The sequence below is a fragment of the Chloracidobacterium sp. genome (genome assembly GCA_016720705.1).
In the GTDB taxonomy this organism is placed as follows: Bacteria; Acidobacteriota; Blastocatellia; order Pyrinomonadales; family Pyrinomonadaceae; genus OLB17.
Genome location: JADKKB010000005.1, coordinates 732,501 through 751,650 on the forward strand (window position 1 = coordinate 732,501; position 19,150 = coordinate 751,650).

At 51.1% G+C, this 19,150-nt stretch carries 15 protein-coding genes and 2 rRNA genes (1 of these 17 running past the window's edge); 13 read left to right on the forward strand and 4 right to left on the reverse strand.

Going from position 1 to position 19,150, the window contains the following annotated elements:
* The 4 genes from IPQ00_06610 to rimO all read left to right on the forward strand — a co-directional run.
* Nucleotides 1–1,465, forward strand: a 23S ribosomal RNA gene (locus tag IPQ00_06610) (it extends 1,421 nt beyond the left edge of the window).
* 123 nt (nt 1,466–1,588) lie between these two features.
* Nucleotides 1,589–1,704 (forward strand): 5S ribosomal RNA (gene rrf / locus IPQ00_06615).
* A 121-nt stretch (nt 1,705–1,825) separates the two neighbouring features.
* Complete coding sequence (locus tag IPQ00_06620) at nt 1,826–3,997, forward strand: DUF3488 domain-containing protein (protein MBL0240231.1); 2,172 nt, start codon at nt 1,826–1,828, stop codon at nt 3,995–3,997.
* 360 nt (nt 3,998–4,357) lie between these two features.
* Entirely contained in the window at nt 4,358–5,731 is a 1,374-nt protein-coding gene (gene rimO, locus IPQ00_06625) for a 30S ribosomal protein S12 methylthiotransferase RimO (protein ID MBL0240232.1), read from the forward strand.
* A gap of 69 nt (nt 5,732–5,800) precedes the next feature.
* Here rimO and IPQ00_06630 read toward each other — a convergent pair whose 3' ends face one another.
* Both IPQ00_06630 and IPQ00_06635 read right to left on the reverse strand, forming a co-directional pair.
* Nucleotides 5,801–7,057, reverse strand: a complete 1,257-nt coding sequence (locus IPQ00_06630) for a M20/M25/M40 family metallo-hydrolase (GenBank protein MBL0240233.1) — start codon at nt 7,055–7,057, stop codon at nt 5,801–5,803.
* Between the two features lie 56 nt (nt 7,058–7,113).
* The gene (locus IPQ00_06635) at nt 7,114–8,394 is read right to left on the reverse strand and encodes a beta-lactamase family protein (protein ID MBL0240234.1); all 1,281 of its coding nucleotides are present in this window, start codon (nt 8,392–8,394) and stop codon (nt 7,114–7,116) included.
* A gap of 239 nt (nt 8,395–8,633) precedes the next feature.
* On the opposite strand from IPQ00_06635, the gene glnA reads away from it, so the two are divergent.
* The 9 genes from glnA to IPQ00_06680 all read left to right on the forward strand — a co-directional run bounded on the left by glnA (nt 8,634) and on the right by IPQ00_06680 (nt 16,608).
* Complete coding sequence (glnA, locus tag IPQ00_06640; protein MBL0240235.1) at nt 8,634–10,055, forward strand: type I glutamate--ammonia ligase; 1,422 nt, start codon at nt 8,634–8,636, stop codon at nt 10,053–10,055.
* A 69-nt stretch (nt 10,056–10,124) separates the two neighbouring features.
* Nucleotides 10,125–10,721 (forward strand): GNAT family N-acetyltransferase, encoded by a 597-nt coding sequence (locus IPQ00_06645; protein ID MBL0240236.1) that lies wholly within the window; start codon nt 10,125–10,127, stop codon nt 10,719–10,721.
* Nucleotides 10,711–11,319 (forward strand): hypothetical protein, encoded by a 609-nt coding sequence (locus IPQ00_06650; protein ID MBL0240237.1) that lies wholly within the window; start codon nt 10,711–10,713, stop codon nt 11,317–11,319. Before IPQ00_06645 ends, IPQ00_06650 begins: the two co-directional genes overlap by 11 nt.
* A gap of 18 nt (nt 11,320–11,337) precedes the next feature.
* On the forward strand, nt 11,338–11,625 hold the full coding sequence (locus IPQ00_06655) for a 2-nitropropane dioxygenase (protein ID MBL0240238.1): 288 nt from the start codon (nt 11,338–11,340) through the stop codon (nt 11,623–11,625).
* A gap of 27 nt (nt 11,626–11,652) precedes the next feature.
* Nucleotides 11,653–12,390 carry an orotidine-5'-phosphate decarboxylase gene (gene pyrF / locus IPQ00_06660; protein MBL0240239.1) on the forward strand — a complete coding sequence of 246 codons (738 nt, stop codon included), beginning with the start codon at nt 11,653–11,655 and terminating at the stop codon, nt 12,388–12,390.
* 16 nt (nt 12,391–12,406) lie between these two features.
* The gene (locus tag IPQ00_06665; GenBank protein ID MBL0240240.1) at nt 12,407–13,927 is read left to right on the forward strand and encodes a DUF3108 domain-containing protein; all 1,521 of its coding nucleotides are present in this window, start codon (nt 12,407–12,409) and stop codon (nt 13,925–13,927) included.
* Nucleotides 13,928–14,086: 159 nt separating this feature from the next.
* Nucleotides 14,087–14,308, forward strand: coding sequence for a ferrous iron transport protein A (locus tag IPQ00_06670; GenBank protein MBL0240241.1), 222 nt, complete (start codon nt 14,087–14,089; stop codon nt 14,306–14,308).
* Nucleotides 14,309–14,330: 22 nt separating this feature from the next.
* Nucleotides 14,331–16,328 (forward strand): ferrous iron transport protein B, encoded by a 1,998-nt coding sequence (feoB, locus tag IPQ00_06675; protein MBL0240242.1) that lies wholly within the window; start codon nt 14,331–14,333, stop codon nt 16,326–16,328.
* A gap of 124 nt (nt 16,329–16,452) precedes the next feature.
* The gene (locus IPQ00_06680; GenBank protein ID MBL0240243.1) at nt 16,453–16,608 is read left to right on the forward strand and encodes a FeoB-associated Cys-rich membrane protein; all 156 of its coding nucleotides are present in this window, start codon (nt 16,453–16,455) and stop codon (nt 16,606–16,608) included.
* A 454-nt stretch (nt 16,609–17,062) separates the two neighbouring features.
* On the opposite strand, the gene IPQ00_06685 is transcribed toward IPQ00_06680, so the two are convergent.
* Nucleotides 17,063–18,058 (reverse strand): Fic family protein, encoded by a 996-nt coding sequence (locus IPQ00_06685; protein ID MBL0240244.1) that lies wholly within the window; start codon nt 18,056–18,058, stop codon nt 17,063–17,065.
* Between the two features lie 175 nt (nt 18,059–18,233).
* Complete coding sequence (locus tag IPQ00_06690; protein ID MBL0240245.1) at nt 18,234–18,884, reverse strand: four helix bundle protein; 651 nt, start codon at nt 18,882–18,884, stop codon at nt 18,234–18,236.
* Nucleotides 18,885–19,150: the final 266 nt, after the last annotated feature.

Consider the following 19,150-nt stretch of genomic DNA (forward strand, 5'->3'; position numbering starts at 1 on the left):
TATGTGATGTGGGTTGACGCAACAGGGTAGGCAAGACAGCTGATGGATGCTGTTGAAGTAAATAGGCCGTAGCTTAGGAAAATCCGGGCTGCACAAGGCTAAATACACGGACGAAAGTACGGATCTTCGGATCCGGAACAAGTTGCTGACCCCAGTTGCCAAGAAAATTCCCGTTCATCTATACATACCCCACTGGCAGTACCGCAAACCGACACAGGTAGGTGGGATGAGAATTCTAAGGTGCTTGTGAGAACCCTCGTTCAGGAACTCGGCAAAATGTAACCGTAACTTCGGGAGAAGGTTAGCCCTGTCAACCAATGGCAGGGTCGCAGAGAAATGTTTCAGGCGACTGTTTAACAAAAACACAGGTCTCCGCAAAGTTGTAAAGACAACGTATGGGGGCTGACGCCTGCCCAATGCTGGAAGGTTAAAAGGAGTGGTTAGTCGTAAGGCGAAGCTGCGAATTGAAGCCCCAGTGAATGGCGGCCGTAACTATAACGGTCCTAAGGTAGCGAAATTCCTTGTCGGGTAAGTTCCGACCTGCACGAATGGCGTAACGATCTGAAAGCTGTCTTAACGAGGGACACAGCGAACTTGTAGTACCGGTGAAGATGCCGGTTTCCCGCATCAAGACGGAAAGACCCCGTGCACCTTGACTACAACTTGATAGTGATTTCGGGCAAACGATGCGCAGCATAGGTGGGAGGCTTTGATGTCAGGCTTTTGGGCTTGGCGGAGCCACAGGTGAGATACCACCCTTCGTTTGTTTGGACTCTAACCTAGTTCCGTAATCCGGATCAGGGACATTATCAGGCGGGTAGTTTGACTGGGGCGGTCGCCTCCTAAAGAGTAACGGAGGCGCTCGAAGGTTGGCTCAGGCTGTTTGGAAATCAGCCGCAGAGTGTAAACGCATAAGCCAGCTTAACTGCGAGACATACACGTCGAGCAGGTACGAAAGTAGGAGTTAGTGATCCGGCGGTCGCTTATGGAAGTGCCGTCGCTCAACGGATAAAAGGTACGCCGGGGATAACAGGCTGATCCTGCCCAAGAGTTCACATCGACGGCAGGGTTTGGCACCTCGATGTCGGCTCATCATATCCTGGGGCTGAAGAAGGTCCCAAGGGTTCGGCTGTTCGCCGATTAAAATGGTACGTGAGCTGGGTTCAGAACGTCGCGAGACAGTTCGGTCCCTATCTGGTGTGGGCGCAGCAAAATTGAAGGAATCTGACCTTAGTACGAGAGGACCGGGTTGGGTTGACCTCTAGTGTACGTGTTATCACGCCAGTGGTATCGCACGGTAGCTATGTCGAGCATGGATAAACGCTGAATGCATCTAAGCGTGAAGCCAGACCTAAGATTAATTTTGCCAGTGAGACTCGTGGAAGACCACCACGTAATAGGCTGGAGATGTAAGTGCAGTAATGTATTAAGTTGACCAGTACTAATTGTCCCAAGGCTTGACCATAAAATTTGTTGACTAGCAAATTTAATTTCAAGCAATTTGTGGAAATATACAATGTATTCAGTTATCAGATATCAAGTCTTGAAAATCTGACGCCGTCCTTACGAGGATCGCATCGTTCAGTTTTCCGGTGATATTGTCGGTAGGGTCACACCCGTTCCCATCCCGAACACGGAAGTTAAGCCTACTGGAGCCGATGATACTGCAGCTTTCAGTTGTGGGAAAGTAGGAAGTCGCCGGATCTAAATCACACGAAAAAGCCCGCTCAATTGAGTGGGCTTTTTCGCGTTTGCCATACCGGGCGAACTTTTTTCTTGTATTGACCGATATGACGCTATAATCGTGAATGGCCTCTCGTCTCTTATGAACTTCGAGCGATTCTTCAAAGTGATCTCATATGCCGTGGTTTCGTGCGGGTTTTTCTCGCTTTGGGTTTCCGGGACGTTTGGGCTTACGAGCACCATTTTGTTTGTATCGTTGGTCGCAGCCGCGTGGGCTCTAGAAGATTCCAGGTGGCAGCTATCGGAAAGGGTGGGGACGATTCTCATCGTGCTAGCGATGCCGGTATTCTATCTTGCGTGGCGGTTTGGGCTTTTCGAGTTTAGCGGATCTGAAACGGCCGTGGCCGGGATTCTCGCTCGGATGATACTGTCGCTAACCGCGATCAAGCTATTGCAGAAAAAGAATGGTCGCGACTGGATATTCCTCTATGTGATGGCTTTCTTCCAGGTGCTCCTTGTTGCTGGGCTCAGCATCAGTGCCATGTATTTGGGTTCATTTGTGCTATTTCTTCTGGTTTCGGTATGTGCGATCATCACATTTGAGATCCGCAAGACATCTTCGACGGTGCACCACGCGGGGTCGCCTGACGCACCCGCGAAAGGAACCGAACCGGGGACAGTTGCGATCTCGGTTAATAGGTTGCCGACAGTTGCCGTCGCTCTGATCATCTTCACCGTTATAGTGGCTCTCCCGCTCTTTTTCGTCCTACCACGGGTTGGGAGTGCCGGACTTGGGGTAAGCCAGCCTAGCCTAGCGACCTCGTCTGGATTCTCCGATGTGGTGAAACTTGGTGGAATCGGCAAGATCCAACAGAACGACGCTGTTGTGATGCGGGTTAGATCCGATCGTGGTGGTCGGGCATTGGACGGGATGTATTTGCGGGGAGTTGCTCTTGATTCCTTTGACAACCGCAGTTGGAGTAAGTCGAAGCGGTTTTCTTCGGAGCCGTACGTGCGAGGCGATCGGGACGTGATCCAGTTTGATTTTGCGACCGGGCGAGACACTTTGACAGCACAGACGATATATCTCGAGCCGCTCGATTCACCGATACTTTTTGGGATGCCGCGTGTAGTCGCCGTTCAAGGCAACTTTCCGGTGTTGAACAGAGATGCGTACGGATCGATTTCTTTCCAAAGGGCCGACGATCGGGTTAGTTACAAGGTCTTTTCTGACGTAAGTGTTCCTCCGGTAGAACGCCTGTTAAACGACAATGGAGTTTACCGTGCGGACGATTCCACATATTTGCAGTTACCGTCCAACCTTGATGGTCGAATTTCCTCGCTGGCTACGTCGGTCACGGCCGGCAAACTCAGTCGTTATGAAAAGGCGACTGCGATCGAGAAGTATCTGCAATCAACCTTTAATTATACCCTTGAACAAAAGGCCGGCGGCGACGAACCGCTCTCAGACTTTCTGTTTAACGTTAGAGAGGGACATTGTGAGTACTTTGCTACCGCGATGGCGGTAATGTTGCGGACGCAGGGAATCGCGACGCGTATCGTAAATGGTTTTAGCGGAGGTGAGTATAACGACACCGCCGATGTGACGATCGTCAGGCAGCGTAATGCACACGCGTGGGTCGAGGTCTATTTTCCGAAGGAAGCGGCGTGGATCACATTTGATCCGACGCCATTTGCAGGACAACCGCAAGCGGGAACATCGTCAGCATTGATGAGCGGTCTGAGCAAATATGTCGAAGCCTTTGAGATGTTTTGGATCCAGTATTTTGTCGCATATGACAATCAGGAACAAGCATCGATCGCGAGATCATTCAAGCGTGGATTCTCTGAATATCAATCGTCGGCCGCGGATGGTTTGTCTAGAGCCCAACAAATCGTCGCCGAATGGTGGGCCGAGGTGCGTGGGGACAAAGGCGCTTCGACGAGTGCCGCCGCAATCGGAATGGCCGTTAGCTACCTAGTCGGAACAGTTGTGATTATCTTGATCTGTATTTGGTCAATTCGGCGAATTGGCCGGCTAAAGCTATGGACCCGATTACGCCGACGTCTCTCCAGCAAGAGCGACAAGTCCATTGTCGAGTTTTATCAAAGAATGCTTGAGGTCCTCGCCGATCGCGGCATTGTGCGGCAACCCCACCAAACCCCGCTCGAGTTTGCCCACGAGTCCGGCATCCCGGAAGCACTTTTCGTCACCGAAACCTACAACCGTGTACGCTACGGCAAAGATAACCTGCCAAAAGATCAAGCCGAGAAGATCAATGAGTTTCTTGTAAGCCTTGCGGCAGGGAAATGATACGAGTTTAGCTTACGGATCGAAATTGCATTCTTCGCCGGAAAGACCGATTGTCAGAATTGAATCCCGACGCTAAGAAGGCAAGAACTGCGAGTCTTTGGTCCGCAATTGAATTTGCAAAAAAAGCGACCCGCGAAACATTTGGATTGCGAGCGGCAGAGTCATTCTGTCGTGCGTAAGTCGGGGTTCAGCAAAACAGTCGACTCGTTAAGATCGTCACCAGCAGTAACTATCCGCGGGGCAAATCTAAACCGCTTCGAATTTGAAGTTATTACATCCCGGATTGAGGCGGGTCAGGTACGGATTTTCTCAGGTAGTATCGTTGGGTGGATTATGCTAGCCTAACAGTTTGCGAATGGTATGAAAAAAGTCGGTTTTGTCAGTCTTGGGTGTCCGAAGAATCTCGTTGACAGCGAGGTTATGATGGGGCAGTTGGCCGCCGCCGGTTACGACATCACAAATGATGCCGGGGATGCCGACACAGTGGTTGTCAATACGTGCGGCTTTATCGAGTCGGCGAAGCAGGAATCGATCGATGCTATCCTCGAAGCCACGCGTTGGAAATCAGAGGGCAAGGCGAATCGCGTAATTGTCGCGGGGTGCCTGGTCGAACGTTACCGTGACGACTTGATGGCTGAACTCCCGGACGTCGATGCCTTTATAGGAACGTCACAGGTCGGCGAGATCCTCAATGCGGCAGATGACAGTTTCGACGCAAATCAACTGACCATCACCCCGATCGGCAACAAATCCTCGACATATCTTTATGATGAGCATACGCCCCGCATTCGGGCGACCGATGCCCATACCGCATTTATCAAGATCGCCGAAGGCTGTGACCGCCCTTGTGCATTTTGCTCCATACCCGGGATGCGTGGCAGTTTTCGCTCGCGTCGCTTCGGTTCGATCATTGAGGAGGCACGCGAACTTGCAAAACAAGGGGTGAAGGAGGTCGTGCTAATCGCGCAGGACTCATCACGATATGGCGAGGACCTTGGTGAGGTTGACGCTCTCGCGGCACTCATTCGAGCGCTGGGTGAGATCGACGGATTGGAGTGGATCCGCCCGATGTACGCATTTCCAACGCATATCTCTGACGCATTTCTGTCAGCAATTGCCGAGACACCGAAGGCTGTAAAGTATCTGGATATGCCGTTGCAACACGCTTCGCGTAATGTCCTAAAACTGATGAAACGGGGCGGCACTCGCGACTCGCTAGAACGTCTGATCGAACGTGTGCGAACAAAAGTGCCGGGAATCGCGATCCGTACGACATTCATTACAGGGTTTCCCGGCGAAACCGAAGAGGATTTTGGGGAACTGATCAAGTTCGTCCAAAACTGCAGATTTGATAACGTCGGTGTCTTTACCTACTCGGACGAAGAAGGGACAGCGGCCTTTGACTTGCCGGACAAGGTTGATCCACGAGTAGCCAAACAGCGGCGAAATCGATTAATGAAAGAGCAGGCCAAGATCAGTAATCAATTGAATAAGGCTAAGGTCGGAAAGACGTTCAAAGTACTTTTCGAGGGTCTCTCGCAGGAGTCAGATTTACTTTTCCAAGGACGCCTGGAAGGACAGGCTCAGGAAATAGACGGCTACATTTTGATAAATGACGTGCCGGAGAACTTCAAGCCGTCGATCGGGTCGCTCTACGACGTGAAAATTACCGCGGCTCACGATTATGACCTTGTGGGAATGATAGTCGAATCAGAACGGCCGAACACCGTGTAATAAGAGTTTACGGACCTCAAGAATTCATTTGCGGCGTTTCCGGAATTAACGAATCTCCAATCCACTTCTTTATCTTGTAAGCCGATATATCAACAATGCGGCTCGCTTGGTCAGCATTGGTAGTGAACTGAGTTCGGCTGATTCACCCTTAGCGTGCGATGCTCTTGAACCTCCGATGCCGATCCCGTCGAGGCTTGGAACAAGGTCAGCGACAAATGCGATGTCACCGGCACCGCGCTCGCCCGGGTCGAGAGCCTCGATCGCCCCAAACCCGAGATCTTTGCTAACCTTGTCGAGATCGGCAAGTAACCCGTAGTTTCCATCATTCGGTGACATAGCCGGCAGGCCGTCTTCGAAAGTTATCGTTGCTGTGGTCCCAGGCAGGCTCTTCGCGACGATTTCCATCATACGAGTCCGCGCTGAGAGTTTTTGAGCTTCGCTAATAAACCTCAGGTCGCCATTTACAACCGCTTTTGCCGCCACCACGTTGGTCTTTCCAAAGGCTCGCCCATCGGCATCTTTGGTTTCGACCGTGGTTCCTCCGACGATGAGAGACGGGTTGAATGTGAGATACTTCTCCTTACTAAGAGCAATACGGAATTCATTTAATATCCGTGCGGCTTCAAATACCGCGCCATGACCCATACCATCGCGGAATATCTGACCCGAATGACCCGTTTTAGCCGTAACTTCGAGTCTCCAAGAGCTAAACCCTCGTCGCCCAACCGTAGCCGTATTGAGAACTGTACCTTCGAAGCTTAGGGCAGCATCGCTACGTTTGGCGGCCGCCACCATATCGCGGCGGCTCGCCTCGATCGGGTCGGCCGTATCTTCTTCGTCGCCCGTAAACATTACAATTATCCTAGTGTCCTTTAGGGCTCCCACAGCCTGTAGAGCCTTCAGTGCTTGAATAATTATCAAATTTCCACCTTTCATATCCCCGATGCCGGTGCCAAATGCACGCGTGCCGTCGAGTCTGTAGGGTTCGCCCCGAAGAACGGTGTCCAAATGCCCAAGTAGTAAAAGTCGCTTGCCGCAGTTACCGGTGGACTCAGCCATGAGATGGCCTGCTCGCTTAAATTCGGGCGGCAAATCGATCCACGTGGTTTTCATCCCTAAAGATTCGAATTCCTTCTGATAGACCGAACCGACCTTCTTGACTCCCGCTATGTCTTCTGTCGGACTTTCGATATTGACAGTTGTCTCAAGTAAAGCAATGGCCGATGCATTGTTCCTATCAATGAAGTCGACGATCTTCTTTTCATCCGGACTAAGTGTCTGCCCCGAATTTGCAACGACAAACATCGCAATACCTACGGCGATCATCGGCCAAGTAGCGAATCTGTTTTTATTGGAATAAAACATTTTAGTTTTTCCTCGATTTAATCAATGAGCGATCCGTAGATCAAAACCCGCAATTTTCCAAAATCGTCGATGTTGCCGGCAGGAATCAACTGAGTGAAGTAGACGACCACTAATTTTTCCTTTGGATCTACCCAATAATTCGAATGGTACGCTCCACCCCAACCAAATTCGCCAACTGACGATGGTGTTCCGCTTGCTCCGACATCTTTTACGATCGAAAATCCTAAACCGAATCCTACTCCATCACGGTCATACGGTATCTTCCTTAGATGGTCAGCCGTCATCAATTCCACTGACTTTCGGCTAAGAATTCGAACGCCTTCAAGTTCTCCATTATTGAGAAGCATTTGTAAAAAGCGTGCATAATCATTTGCGGTCGACAAAAGGCCGGCACCGCCGGAAAAGCTTTTTTTGGGACCCGTCAGATACGCACCTTGTCCGACACCTAAGCCAGGGGCAGGTGCCTTTTCGATATTCGAGCCCTTGGCTGAATAGACTGTCGTAAATCGATCTGCCTTGTCAGTACCGAGGTAAAATGACGTGTCGGTCATTTTGAGCGGTTTTGTGATGCGTTCAAAGATAAATTGGTCTAGAGGCAAACCGCTGACCTTTTCCAAGACAGCACCGAGAATGTCGGTCGAATAGCCATAGATAAATTTTTCACCCGGCTGAGCATCCATTGGCAATGCTGCAATCCGTTTGACGGTTTCGGAAATAGCCTCGTCGCGATCGGCAAAGTACCATCCGGTAATATTTGCAGCTTCCCACTTGTCTTTAGCCGGACCGCTGCCGTAACTGATTCCGGACGTATGTGTTAGGAGGTCGCGGATCGTGATCGCTCGTTTTGCCTTTACGATATCGTAGCCGCCACCATCCTTTGGCTGGGCAACCGTTGTGTTCGCAAACTCGGGGAGGTACTTGCTCAATGGGTCCGAAATCAGCAATTTGCCTTCTTCCTGCATTATCATAATTCCGACGCTGGTCAGTGCTTTACTTTGAGAAGCGATGCGAAATATCGAATCAGTACGCATCGGTGATCGAGACTCCAGATCTCTATATCCGAAGGAATTTAGGTATACGACCTTACCATTCCTAAGCACCATTGCGACGCTGCCAGCAAGACGCCCGTCCTTCACATAACTATTCAATACTGTAGAAAGGTTCTCAAGCTTTTCAGCTGAAATGCCAAGTTCCGTTAATTTCGCCTTGGGCAACTGCTGTGCAACTGAGACGCTCGCGAACCATAATATGACGGTGACCGCGAGCGGGATCGAAATTCGGTATCTATTAGCTTTCATAAGTTTCTCCGCGTGCGAAAACGATTATATATACAAATCTCAGTGAGCTCCATCAATTAGGTCGCCAAAAACTAATCCTACAAAAATGTAGGAAAAGTATTAAATGGCGTGTTGGTTTGTAGCTTACCTTTTGAATGCCAAATCGTTGAGCTAAACTCTCATTTTTGATGGGTCATCCATCTGCCACCAAAATCTATTGTAATAGCTTCGATCATTATATATAGACTATTAGGAGAATTATGAACGCTAAGAATGTTTTGAATTATGCCGCTGATCAGGAGGCTCGATTCGTGTCTATTCGATTTACGGATCTGATCGGATCGTGGCACCACCTAACGTATCCGATCGAACGGCTATCTGAGGATAGCTTTGAGGATGGATTTGGCTTTGACGCGTCTAGTCTGCGCGGGTGGGCCGCCATTCACGAATCGGATATGCTCCTTGTTCCGGATCCTTCACGTTTTTGGATCGATCCGTTTACTGAGGATACGACGCTTTGCCTGATCGCTAATGCGGTCGACCCGATCACAAAGGAGGGATATTGGCTGGACCCGCGGTCGATCGCGCAGCGTGCCGAAAGCTATTTGAAGTTCACCGGCATCGCGGACACGATTTTTGTCGGTCCCGAAGCTGAGTTCTTCATATTTGACGAGGCTAGGTATCACAACGATCAGAATTCGGCGGGTTATATGGTCAATTCCGAAGAAGGGCATTGGAATTCGGGACGGAAATCCGGCGATCTCGGCCGAAACAATGGTTATCACATCCGCCCGAAAGAGGGATATGTGCCGGTGGCCCCGCTCGATACACTGATCGATATCAGAAACACGATCTCATCGATCCTCGGCGAAGTTGGGATCAATGTTGAATGCCATCATCACGAGGTTGCAACCGCCGGCCAATGCGAGATCGACTTTGAATTCTCGAATCTTTTGCACACGGCCGACAACGTAATGTTATTTAAGTACGTGGTGAAAAATACGGCACATGCGGCAGGCAAGTCCGCGACCTTTATGCCGAAGCCGATCTATGGCGACAACGGTTCCGGAATGCATTGTCACCAGTCGCTTTGGAAAGATGGCACGCCACTTTTCGCGGGAGATCAGTACGCTGGACTTTCCGAAATGGCCAAGTTTTACATCGGCGGCCTTCTGAAGCACGCTCCTGCGTTAATCGGATTTGCAGCACCGACAACGAATAGCTACAAGCGTCTGGTGCCAGGATTTGAGGCTCCGGTCAATCTCGCATACTCTGCCAGAAACAGGTCTGCGGCCGTTCGCATTCCGATGTTCTCATCCTCGCCGAAGGCGAAGCGCCTAGAATTTAGACCGCCGGATCCTAGCTGCAATCCCTATATAACGTTTGCTGCGCTACTTATGGCGGGTCTCGACGGGATTCAGAATCGCATCGATCCCGGCGAACCGCTTGATAAGGATATTTACGACCTTCCGCCGGAAGAGCTTAAGAATGTACCGTCGTTGCCGGGCAGTCTTGATGAGGCCTTGGATGCATTGGAGAAAGATCACGAATTTCTGTTAAAGGGCGATGTCTTCTCGGTCTCCTTAATTGAACGATGGATAAGATATAAACGCGAGAACGAGATCGCACCACTTCGGCAGCGTCCGCATCCGCTCGAATTTTCTATGTATTACGATATCTAAACTGATATCAATTGCATTGGACAAAAGGGCGGATCGAACGATCTGCCCTTTTTTGCTATCCTTTGAGAGATGAAAGTCGAATCAGTCCCGATCATTGGCGATAATGTGAAGCTCGAGCCATTGCGAGTGGATCATATCCCCGCGCTCTGTGACGTGGGGCTAGATGGCCAACTTTGGAAATGGACTACGAGTGTTATCGCAAATGCCTTAGATATGGAACGCTACGTCAAACGAGCGCTTGTGGAACGAGACCTCGGGGCATCAGTACCTTATGTGACCGTTGTCAAAAATAGCGGAATGATCGTTGGGGCGACGCGGTTTGGCAATATTGACGTGGCCAATCGAAAAGCGGAGATCGGTTGGACTTGGGTAACGCCCAAATGGCAAAGGACGTCAGTTAACACCGAGACGAAATTGTTAATGCTCTCCCACGCCTTTGAGCAATGGAAATGTATACGCGTCGAGTTTAAGACCGATGCGAACAACCGGCGGTCGCGGAAGGCAATAAAGCGGTTGGGTGCAAAAGAAGAGGGAATATTGCGAAACCATATGATCACCGAGTCGGGGCGGTTTCGCGATTCGGTTTATTTCAGTATCATAGAGAACGAATGGGACGCGGTTAAACAGCGACTTTGCCGTAGATTGGAAAAACGAGATGAAGATTAGATTTAGCTTTGTGTTGGTTGGTGCTATCTCAGTGGGAACTGCAGGGTGCGGTGCGTCGCCGACAGTAAATAGAGCGGGTAATACAATTCAAAATCAACCTGTTGTCGCCGGGAATACGGTTCCTCCGACATCTGTTGCCCCACCGGCGGGCCAAGCACCGATACCTGGAATTACGGGTCCGGCAAATCAGTCGAATATCGACGTTAATACACCTCCCGCAGGCAACGTAGGTCCTCAAAAACGGCAGATCGTTGATGTTCCGGCAACCGGGCCTCCGTTGAAACCGATGGCGGTTGAGGCTAGTGAGGATTCTTCGATTGTCACAATAATGGACCGTTCCGGAGTAGCAACGGAGACTAGGACATTCCGGTCTGACCAAAACATTGCGAAATTGGTGAAGCAGACCTACCCAACCGGATCAAAGGTCACGATCATCCTTAAAAATGGCAGGAAGATTTCGTTGGACGGCTCAAAGATACCTCAAATAAACGCGGTATCATTGACAACGATCCGCGAACTCGCCGGTATCAAACCGCCGGCACCAAAGACGGATACCGGGTCAAAAGGGACGGCCCCCACCGACAGGAAGCCACAATGATCCGAAGTCAGCTTTGATATGGAAAGATTTAACATTATTTGTCCGTGCTGCGAGGCAACTATAACCATTGACGCACAAACCGGCGCGGTACTTTCACACGAGGTCCAGAAGAAAGTATTGGGTTCGTTCGAGGATCTCAAAGGAGAATTGTCTAAGCAAAAAGATATGCGAGATCAGTTGTTCGCTCAAGAAATGTCTTCGGTAAAAGACCGCGAACGATTGTTGGACGAGAAATTTAAGGAGGCACTGAAGCGTGCCGACAAGGATACAGGGATACCTTTCAGAAATCCGCTCGATATGGATTAGTACATAATTCTTACTACTCCGGTTAAAATGACCCAAACTTCTACATCCAACAGTCTTGAAATCTCTTCAAGAGAGAGGCTTATCGTGGCTCTCGATGTGTCGAGTTCGCGAGAAGCCTTTTCTCTGGTAAATGAGCTAAAAGATGAGGTTGGAGCCTTTAAGATTGGACTTCAGCTATTTTCAGCCGAAGGGCCGGCATTCGTCCGTGAGTTGGTCGATATCGGGGCGAAGGTATTTCTAGATCTGAAGTTTCACGATATCCCAAACACAGTTGCAAAGGCTGCGGTAGAAGCGGCAAGGACCGGAGCGTGGATGATCAATGTGCACGCATTGGGCGGCAGGGAAATGATGATTCGAACCTCAGACGACGTGAGGGAGTTCTGCATCATTAACTCGATCGAAACGCCTAAACTCATTGCTGTAACCGTTCTCACAAGCGCTGACAGCCTAACGTTAAATGAAATAGGCATATCTCGGGATGTTGAAACGCAGGTAGCGGAACTTGCCAAATTGACTGCACTTTCCGGATTTGACGGCGTAGTCGCGTCGCCAATGGAAGTGCAAACGATTCGCCAAGCCGTCAACGACGTGGGATTTCTTGTGGTTACGCCGGGTATTCGTCAGAACACTGCAACGAAAGACGATCAAAAGCGTGTAACTACTTTTGCTGAGGCTATGGCAAACGGATCGGATTACGTTGTCGTCGGCCGTCCAATAACCGAAGCTTCTGACCGTTTAAGAGCGGTGTACGAAATTCTTTCATAGATTCGACTAGTATTTAATGACTTCCTGCCCAATTACCCGACCATCACGACTCTTGGTAGTCCCGATCGCATTTCTATTTGCGGTCGCTATTTTTACAGGCCTGGCAGTGGCTCAATCTGCAACCATACTCACCGCCGGCCAGGAAACGTCGTTTCGGGTAGGCGAGAAGTTGAGTTACAGCGTTTCATACGAAACTTTCCAAGATGTAGCGTACCTTGAAACCCAAGTACTCTCCACCGGGATGCTAGGCGGAAAGCGGGTTTTTGAGATCAACGGCCGGTTGAAAACCTACCAGATCGTAAGCGCAGCTTTATCGCTGATCGACGAAAACCGCACCGTCTTTGTCGCCGCTGACACCGGAATGCCGTTAATGGTTAAGCGGACAAAAAGTAATGTCGTGGTTCCGGTCGATACCGTCGAGAACTTTCTGTCGTCGCCGGCGATGGGAAACGATCTACTTTCCTTGGTGTATGCGATCAGAGCGACTGGAGGTTCGGGCAGTTTTACTTTAACGGAAAATGGCGAATCCCACGCGGTAACCGTTCAGCCGACCAAACCGGAAAAAGTGAAAATATCGGCCGGCGAATTCGATTCGACGGTCTCGGTCATTAACAGCAGTTTTTTTGTTCTGAAGGGCATTAAGAACGTAACTATAAATTTGAGTGCCGATGATAGACGCTTACCCATAATGGTCAGGTTTCGGACTTCAACGGGAACGTTTCGAGTGGAGCTTTCAAATGTGCAATACATTGTGCCTGCACAGCCAGAAGTGAGGCCAACACCGGTTCCGGCCGGGACTACGCGCCCTGCACAGCCGCCGCGACCGCAACCGTCTCCGGCACCATACGTATCAAATCAACCGCTTCTGGCCGAACTGGCATTCAATTTGGGCGAAGTTTTAGAGTACAAACTGTCGTCAGCCGGAAATGCCATCGGCATTGTCAGATTCGAAGCAAAGGAGCGAACTTTGTTTCAAAATCGAGACAGTTTGTTGCTGACAGCGATTGTCTCGGGCGTTGACCAGGGAAATAAGACATTCGGACTCGGCGATATGCTTTCGTCCCGCGTAAACCCTGAAACGCTTGCACCTCTGCAGTCGGAATTGAAATTTTCAGGCGTACTTCGACCGTTTAACCAGACAGTAACCTTTGACCCAAAAACCGGCGCGATCCAGGTAGGCGGCCCAAACACTATCGACGCTCCGGTTGGCACGCATAGTCTCGTCTCCCTAATTTATGCAATGCGTTCATTTAACCTGGATCCGAGCAAAAGCCCCGGAAATCCGGTGAATGACACGCGTGTCGCGGTTTACTGGATGGATCGTCCGTATATATTCACGCTCCGGCCGGGGAATCCGGAAATGATCTCGATCAACGGAGTGAAACTGCCTGCCCAACTCATCACGGTCAACACGGGAAATCCGCAATTGGATCAACTGGCCATAAAGGTTTGGCTTAGTACGGAGCGAGGACGAAAGCCATTGCGGTTTTCTGTCGGGACATTTCAAGCTGATCTAATAATTCCAAATATTCAATAAACTTCCAGCATTTATTTTCATATTTAGGCAAAATCGACGCGTTCCGTAATTGAAATTCATTTTCAATTACTCTATGATTCTTACTTGCAGCCGTTCTATGATGGTGTTGGTCGGTCGATACGTAAAATGAACAAATTGAAAGGAACAACAACGGATCATATGTCATTGACCGATCTCCCGATCGGTAAAGACGCTCGCGTAACCGCGGTTGTTGGTAATTCCGGCATCACGCGCCGCTTGATGGAAATGGGTGTCGTTCCGGGCGTTGAGGTTAGGGTGATCAAGACGGCCCCATTTGGCGATCCGATCGAAGTTCGATTGCGTGGATACAGTCTCGCAATGCGTCGAACGGAGGCGGATGCGATCGAGGTCATCATTTGAGGCGGCAGGGACTGGCCAATCAATGAACCAATCTGTTCACACATCCACATTAACGATCGCACTCGCCGGCAATCCGAATGCCGGTAAGACGACGCTGTTTAACGCTCTCACCGGCCTGAAGCAGAAGATCGCGAATTATCCCGGCGTAACGGTTGAGCGCAAAGAGGGGCCGTGGAGCGTGGGTGGTGCGGCGGCGAATCTGATCGATCTGCCGGGGCTTTACAGCCTGGATGCGACCTCGCTGGATGAGCAGATCGCGCGTGAGATAATCACCGGCGAATTGCCTTCGGTGCCAAAACCGGACGTGATCGTAGCGGTTGTTGACGCGACGAATCTCGAGCGCAATCTCTATCTCGTCACGCAGCTTTTTGAGTTTGGAGTGCCGGTGGTTGTGGCACTGACGATGATCGACGTTTTTGAAAAGCAGCAGCACGAGATCGACGTTGAGATGTTATCGGCGTTATTGAAGGTGCCGGTCGTATCGGTAAACGCCAAGAGCCATCGCGGCATCGACGAACTTGCTGAGAAGGTTGCCTCGGTGATCGGAACGGTGCCGGACGTGCCGTACGAGATCACGGCCAACACCGATGAAGACGGTTCGCACGGCAAGATCTTTGCCCGGTACAATTTCATTTCCAACGCCGTGCAAGAGTCCACGTGGCACAGCGATCAGAAGAGCCATCGCGTCTCTGACAAGATCGACCGTGTCCTGACGCACCGCTTTTTCGGATTGATAATTCTGGTAGCGATCTTGCTGGTCGTTTTTCAGACGATATTTTCGTGGGCGAGTTTGCCTATGGATCTACTCGAAAAGGGATTCGGGGCGTTCGGCGACTTTGTTCGGGCGGAGATGCCGCCGGGAATTTTGGCGGATCTGGTGGCGGACGGCATCGTTGCGGGCGTCGGCGGCGTTGTGGTATTTTTGCCGCAGATTTTACTGCTATTTCTGTTTATATCGTTGCTTGAGGACAGCGGTTATATGTCGCGGGCGGCGTTTTTGCTAGACAAACTAATGTCGCGTGTCGGGCTTCACGGCAAGGCATTTCTGCCTTTGATCAGCAGTTTTGCGTGTGCGATACCGGGCATAATGGCGACGCGTACGATCGAGAGTCGGCGTGATCGATTTGCGACGATAATGATCGCTCCGTTTATGAGCTGTTCGGCTCGCTTGCCGGTGTACACGCTGATGATCGGTGCGTTTTTCGGCGGCCAATATGTTTTTGGGTTTGTATCGATCGGCGCTTTGCTGATGTTGATAATGTATTCGATCGGCATCATCGCGGCGATCGCAACGGGATTCGTCCTAAAGCGCACGCTCCTAAAGGCACCGCCACCGCCGTTCCTTATGGAACTGCCGCCGTATCGTCTGCCCAATCTGCGGACGGTGTTTCAGAATATGGTGACGCGGGCGTGGTTGTTTCTCAAGCGTGCGGGTACGGTGATCCTGGCGATTTCGATCATACTTTGGGCACTGATGTATTTTCCGCGAAACGGCCCGGCTCCGATCCCCACAGGCGGAAACGTGAGTGTGAAAGTGCAAACTGATTCGACCGGCGGGGAAGTCGCCGCCGACACGCCGCTATCGGAGTCTGAACAGTTAAAGCACAGTTACGCCGGAAAGCTCGGTCACGCGATCGAACCGGTGATTGCTCCGCTTGGGTTTGACTGGAAGATCGGCGTTGCGCTGATCGCGAGTTTTGCGGCCCGCGAAGTGCTGGTCTCGACGCTCTCGATCATATACAACGTCGGCAAGGACGAAAACGAAGAGTCCGAGACGCTGATCTCGGCCGTACGCGACGCCAAGACCGACGACGGACGCCCGACGTGGACGCCACTGACCGCGTTGACGCTGATGGTTTTCTTTGTATTGGCGATGCAGTGTATGTCCACGCTGGCAGTGGTGCGCCGTGAGACTAACTCGTGGATATGGCCGATATTTATGCTGGTCTATATGACTGGCTTCGCCTACATCGCGGCCTTGCTGACCTATCAGGGCGGCAGATTGCTTGGCTTTGGATAGCGGATTCAGGCCTTTGCGGCCTTAGCGTAAAGCTTCGAGCGTTAGTTAACGCAGAGATCTATAGGTTGCCGTTAGCTTTAGTTAGTGGCAACTTATTAGAAGCCAGCGACAACTGATCAATAGAATGTCTATACAGACGATAATCGTTTTTGCCATCATAGCCGCAGCGGCCTTTTACGGCGCGGTTACGCTCTGGCACAAGCGTAGATCATTTTCCACCAAATCGGACTGTAGCCACGATTGTGGCTGCGGCGAAACGACACATAAACCGAAGTCCTAGCACCGATGCGTCCTTCCAAAAAGCTCTATGTGAGCTAAACCGTACGATTTGTCGGAGTTAAAAACGCCAAAATCGGCACCAAAAACTGCGATTTCCGATCAAAAACCACCGCTTTTGCCCTAAAAACACCCGAAATCCACCCCAAAAACAGTCCTTTTCTGCCCCATTTGTCCCAAAAACCGCCCTTTGTGGGACAATTTGACTACAAAATGGACCACCAAAACCGCCCCCAAACCCGCATAAAACCTACACTTCCCCAAAACTGCCCTGCCCCAAAGGACCGCAATGGGTCAAGTGGTCCACAATTCGGTTCTGATCAAAACTTATGCGACCTTGCGTTGATAGAGGAACTGTTGAAAATCGATGAAAGTAGAGCGGATTTCGGCGACCTCGCCTCAGCCGCTTGCCTTGAGTTGTGGTTCGATCAATTCTGCTCTTGTATCTGCCTCGTTCATTACTTTCGCAGGCTATAACGTCCGGTCTTTTTGCCGCCTGTTTTTTCGACCATCCCGGCTTCTATCAAAGGCCGTAGCAGGTCCATCGCCCCCTGGCGCGAGACTCCGAGTGCTTCCCAGATCTCGGCTGGTGACATACTACCGTGATCCGCCAGCAAACGCAGAAGCTGTTCCTGCCGGGGACGCAGGACGAGCTTTTTGCCGGGTTCGCCTTTGACGGCCTGAACCCGGATCCAAACCCGCTCAAGCGTTTTCACCAGGCCCGTTGCCGAGTATTCGAGCCATCCGGTCAGATCGTCGCCGGACCTGTGAACCTTCGATAGAGCGGCGTAATATGCCGGACGATCTTCCCAGTAGAATTCGTCCACCGAAAAGATATGGTGTGTATCAAACCCTCGCCGATACAGTTCCCACAGGGCCAGAGCACGTCCCGTCCGCCCGTTGCCGTCCGCAAAAGGATGGATCGACTCGAACCGGTGATGCAGAATGGCGGAGCTTATCACCGGCGATATTTCGGTCGATTCCTTATTCCACCAATCCAGAAGCTCCATCATCAGGCCCGAAACATCCTCAGGCGGCGGAGGGATGTGATCGCCGACCCGAACAAAGATACTGCGGTACCGTCCGGCTTCGCCCTGGTCCATAACACCGTCGGCAAGTATTCGGTGCAGGGTAAAAAGGTGCTCGTGATGAATGCGTTTTTTCCGTGCACTCAGCTCCACATAACGCAGGCCGGCGAAATAATTGAGCACCTCACGCTGTGAGCGGTCGCCCGGTGCTGTCAACGTGCGGCCCTCTTCCAGCGCTCTGACCTGTTCGAGCGTCAGCGGATTGCCCTCAATGGCCGTTGACGCGTGCACATTACGGACACGCGTATCCTTTTGAAGTGCCGGTATCCACGACAGTTCGACCGCAGCCGACTGAATGCGTTCGCGAAGCTGAGCCACCTTCTCGCTCAGAGAGAGAAGCTGTGCGGTAATCGTGAACTGTGGCACAAAGCTCATCCCATAAGTCAAGCATAAGTCAAGTTATTAGTCAAGTGTTTTTGCTATCGGTGGCTGAGCGGGCCGAAGCCAGTTCTGCACGGGTGTCGGCCTCGTTCATAGGTTTTCTGTGGGATGAGTGGACTCAGTGGACAATCATACCGTCCACCCTGTCCACTCTTGTCCACTAACTCTTACCTCTTCCTCTTGCCGCCTTTCTGACGCGGTAAAGCCGCTCGGTAAAACCGCCCTCCTCAACAAAGCCCTTTTCCAGCGTCGCGATCTGTCGGTCGAGCAGGCTGCACGCCACCGCGAGCAGTGCCAGAGCACCATTAGAGGCGATCTCCGGAAAGGTGGACATTGTGGACGCTGTGGACTCAATGGACTCCCGATCCTGTCCACTATGTCCATCTAGTCCACTCTGTCCACTTTCTTTAATCTTCCTCGCCCATTCCGCCACATCGTCAGCCGTTTTGGGCCTGCTGTCGATCAGCATTGCCCGGCGTATATCGTCGCGGGGCCATTCTGGCAGGCGGCGTTGCCGCAGAAAATCTTCGTAGTCGAGTTTTAGTTCTTCGAGGCTTGCCCGGGCGACGCTCGTTAGCTTTAGCTCAAATTTTTTCGAAGTTCCGCTGGCCTGGCTGCCCTCGGCAATATTCTGGACGCCGCTTCTGGCGGCCTGCACCATCTGGTCATGCGTCCGGCTGCGTTTGTCAATGTACCTGTCACAAAAACGGACCGTCACGTCATACGCCAACTGAGCCACCTGAAAGCTCTTCAGTTTCCGATAACCACCGTGCGGCGGTATCAGTTGCTCAGGCTTTTCATTTTTTTTCATCAAGTCCACCTAGACATATCAACCGACCGCGAATGGATCGGCCAACTCTTGCATCCGTTCGTCACCCGAGATTGCGAGCCACTGCTTAATAGTTTCTGCCTCCAGACACGGGGTCGAATGGATCGCGCGAAGTAGCGTTTCGGGATACGGCAGAATCGGTTGTAATTGAGATGAATGGTAATGATATCAGAATCGGGAAGCAAGTTTGATTTATTTTTTTACGACGGTCGGGCGGTTTATGCAATTTTGAAAGTGCTTGACAGGTT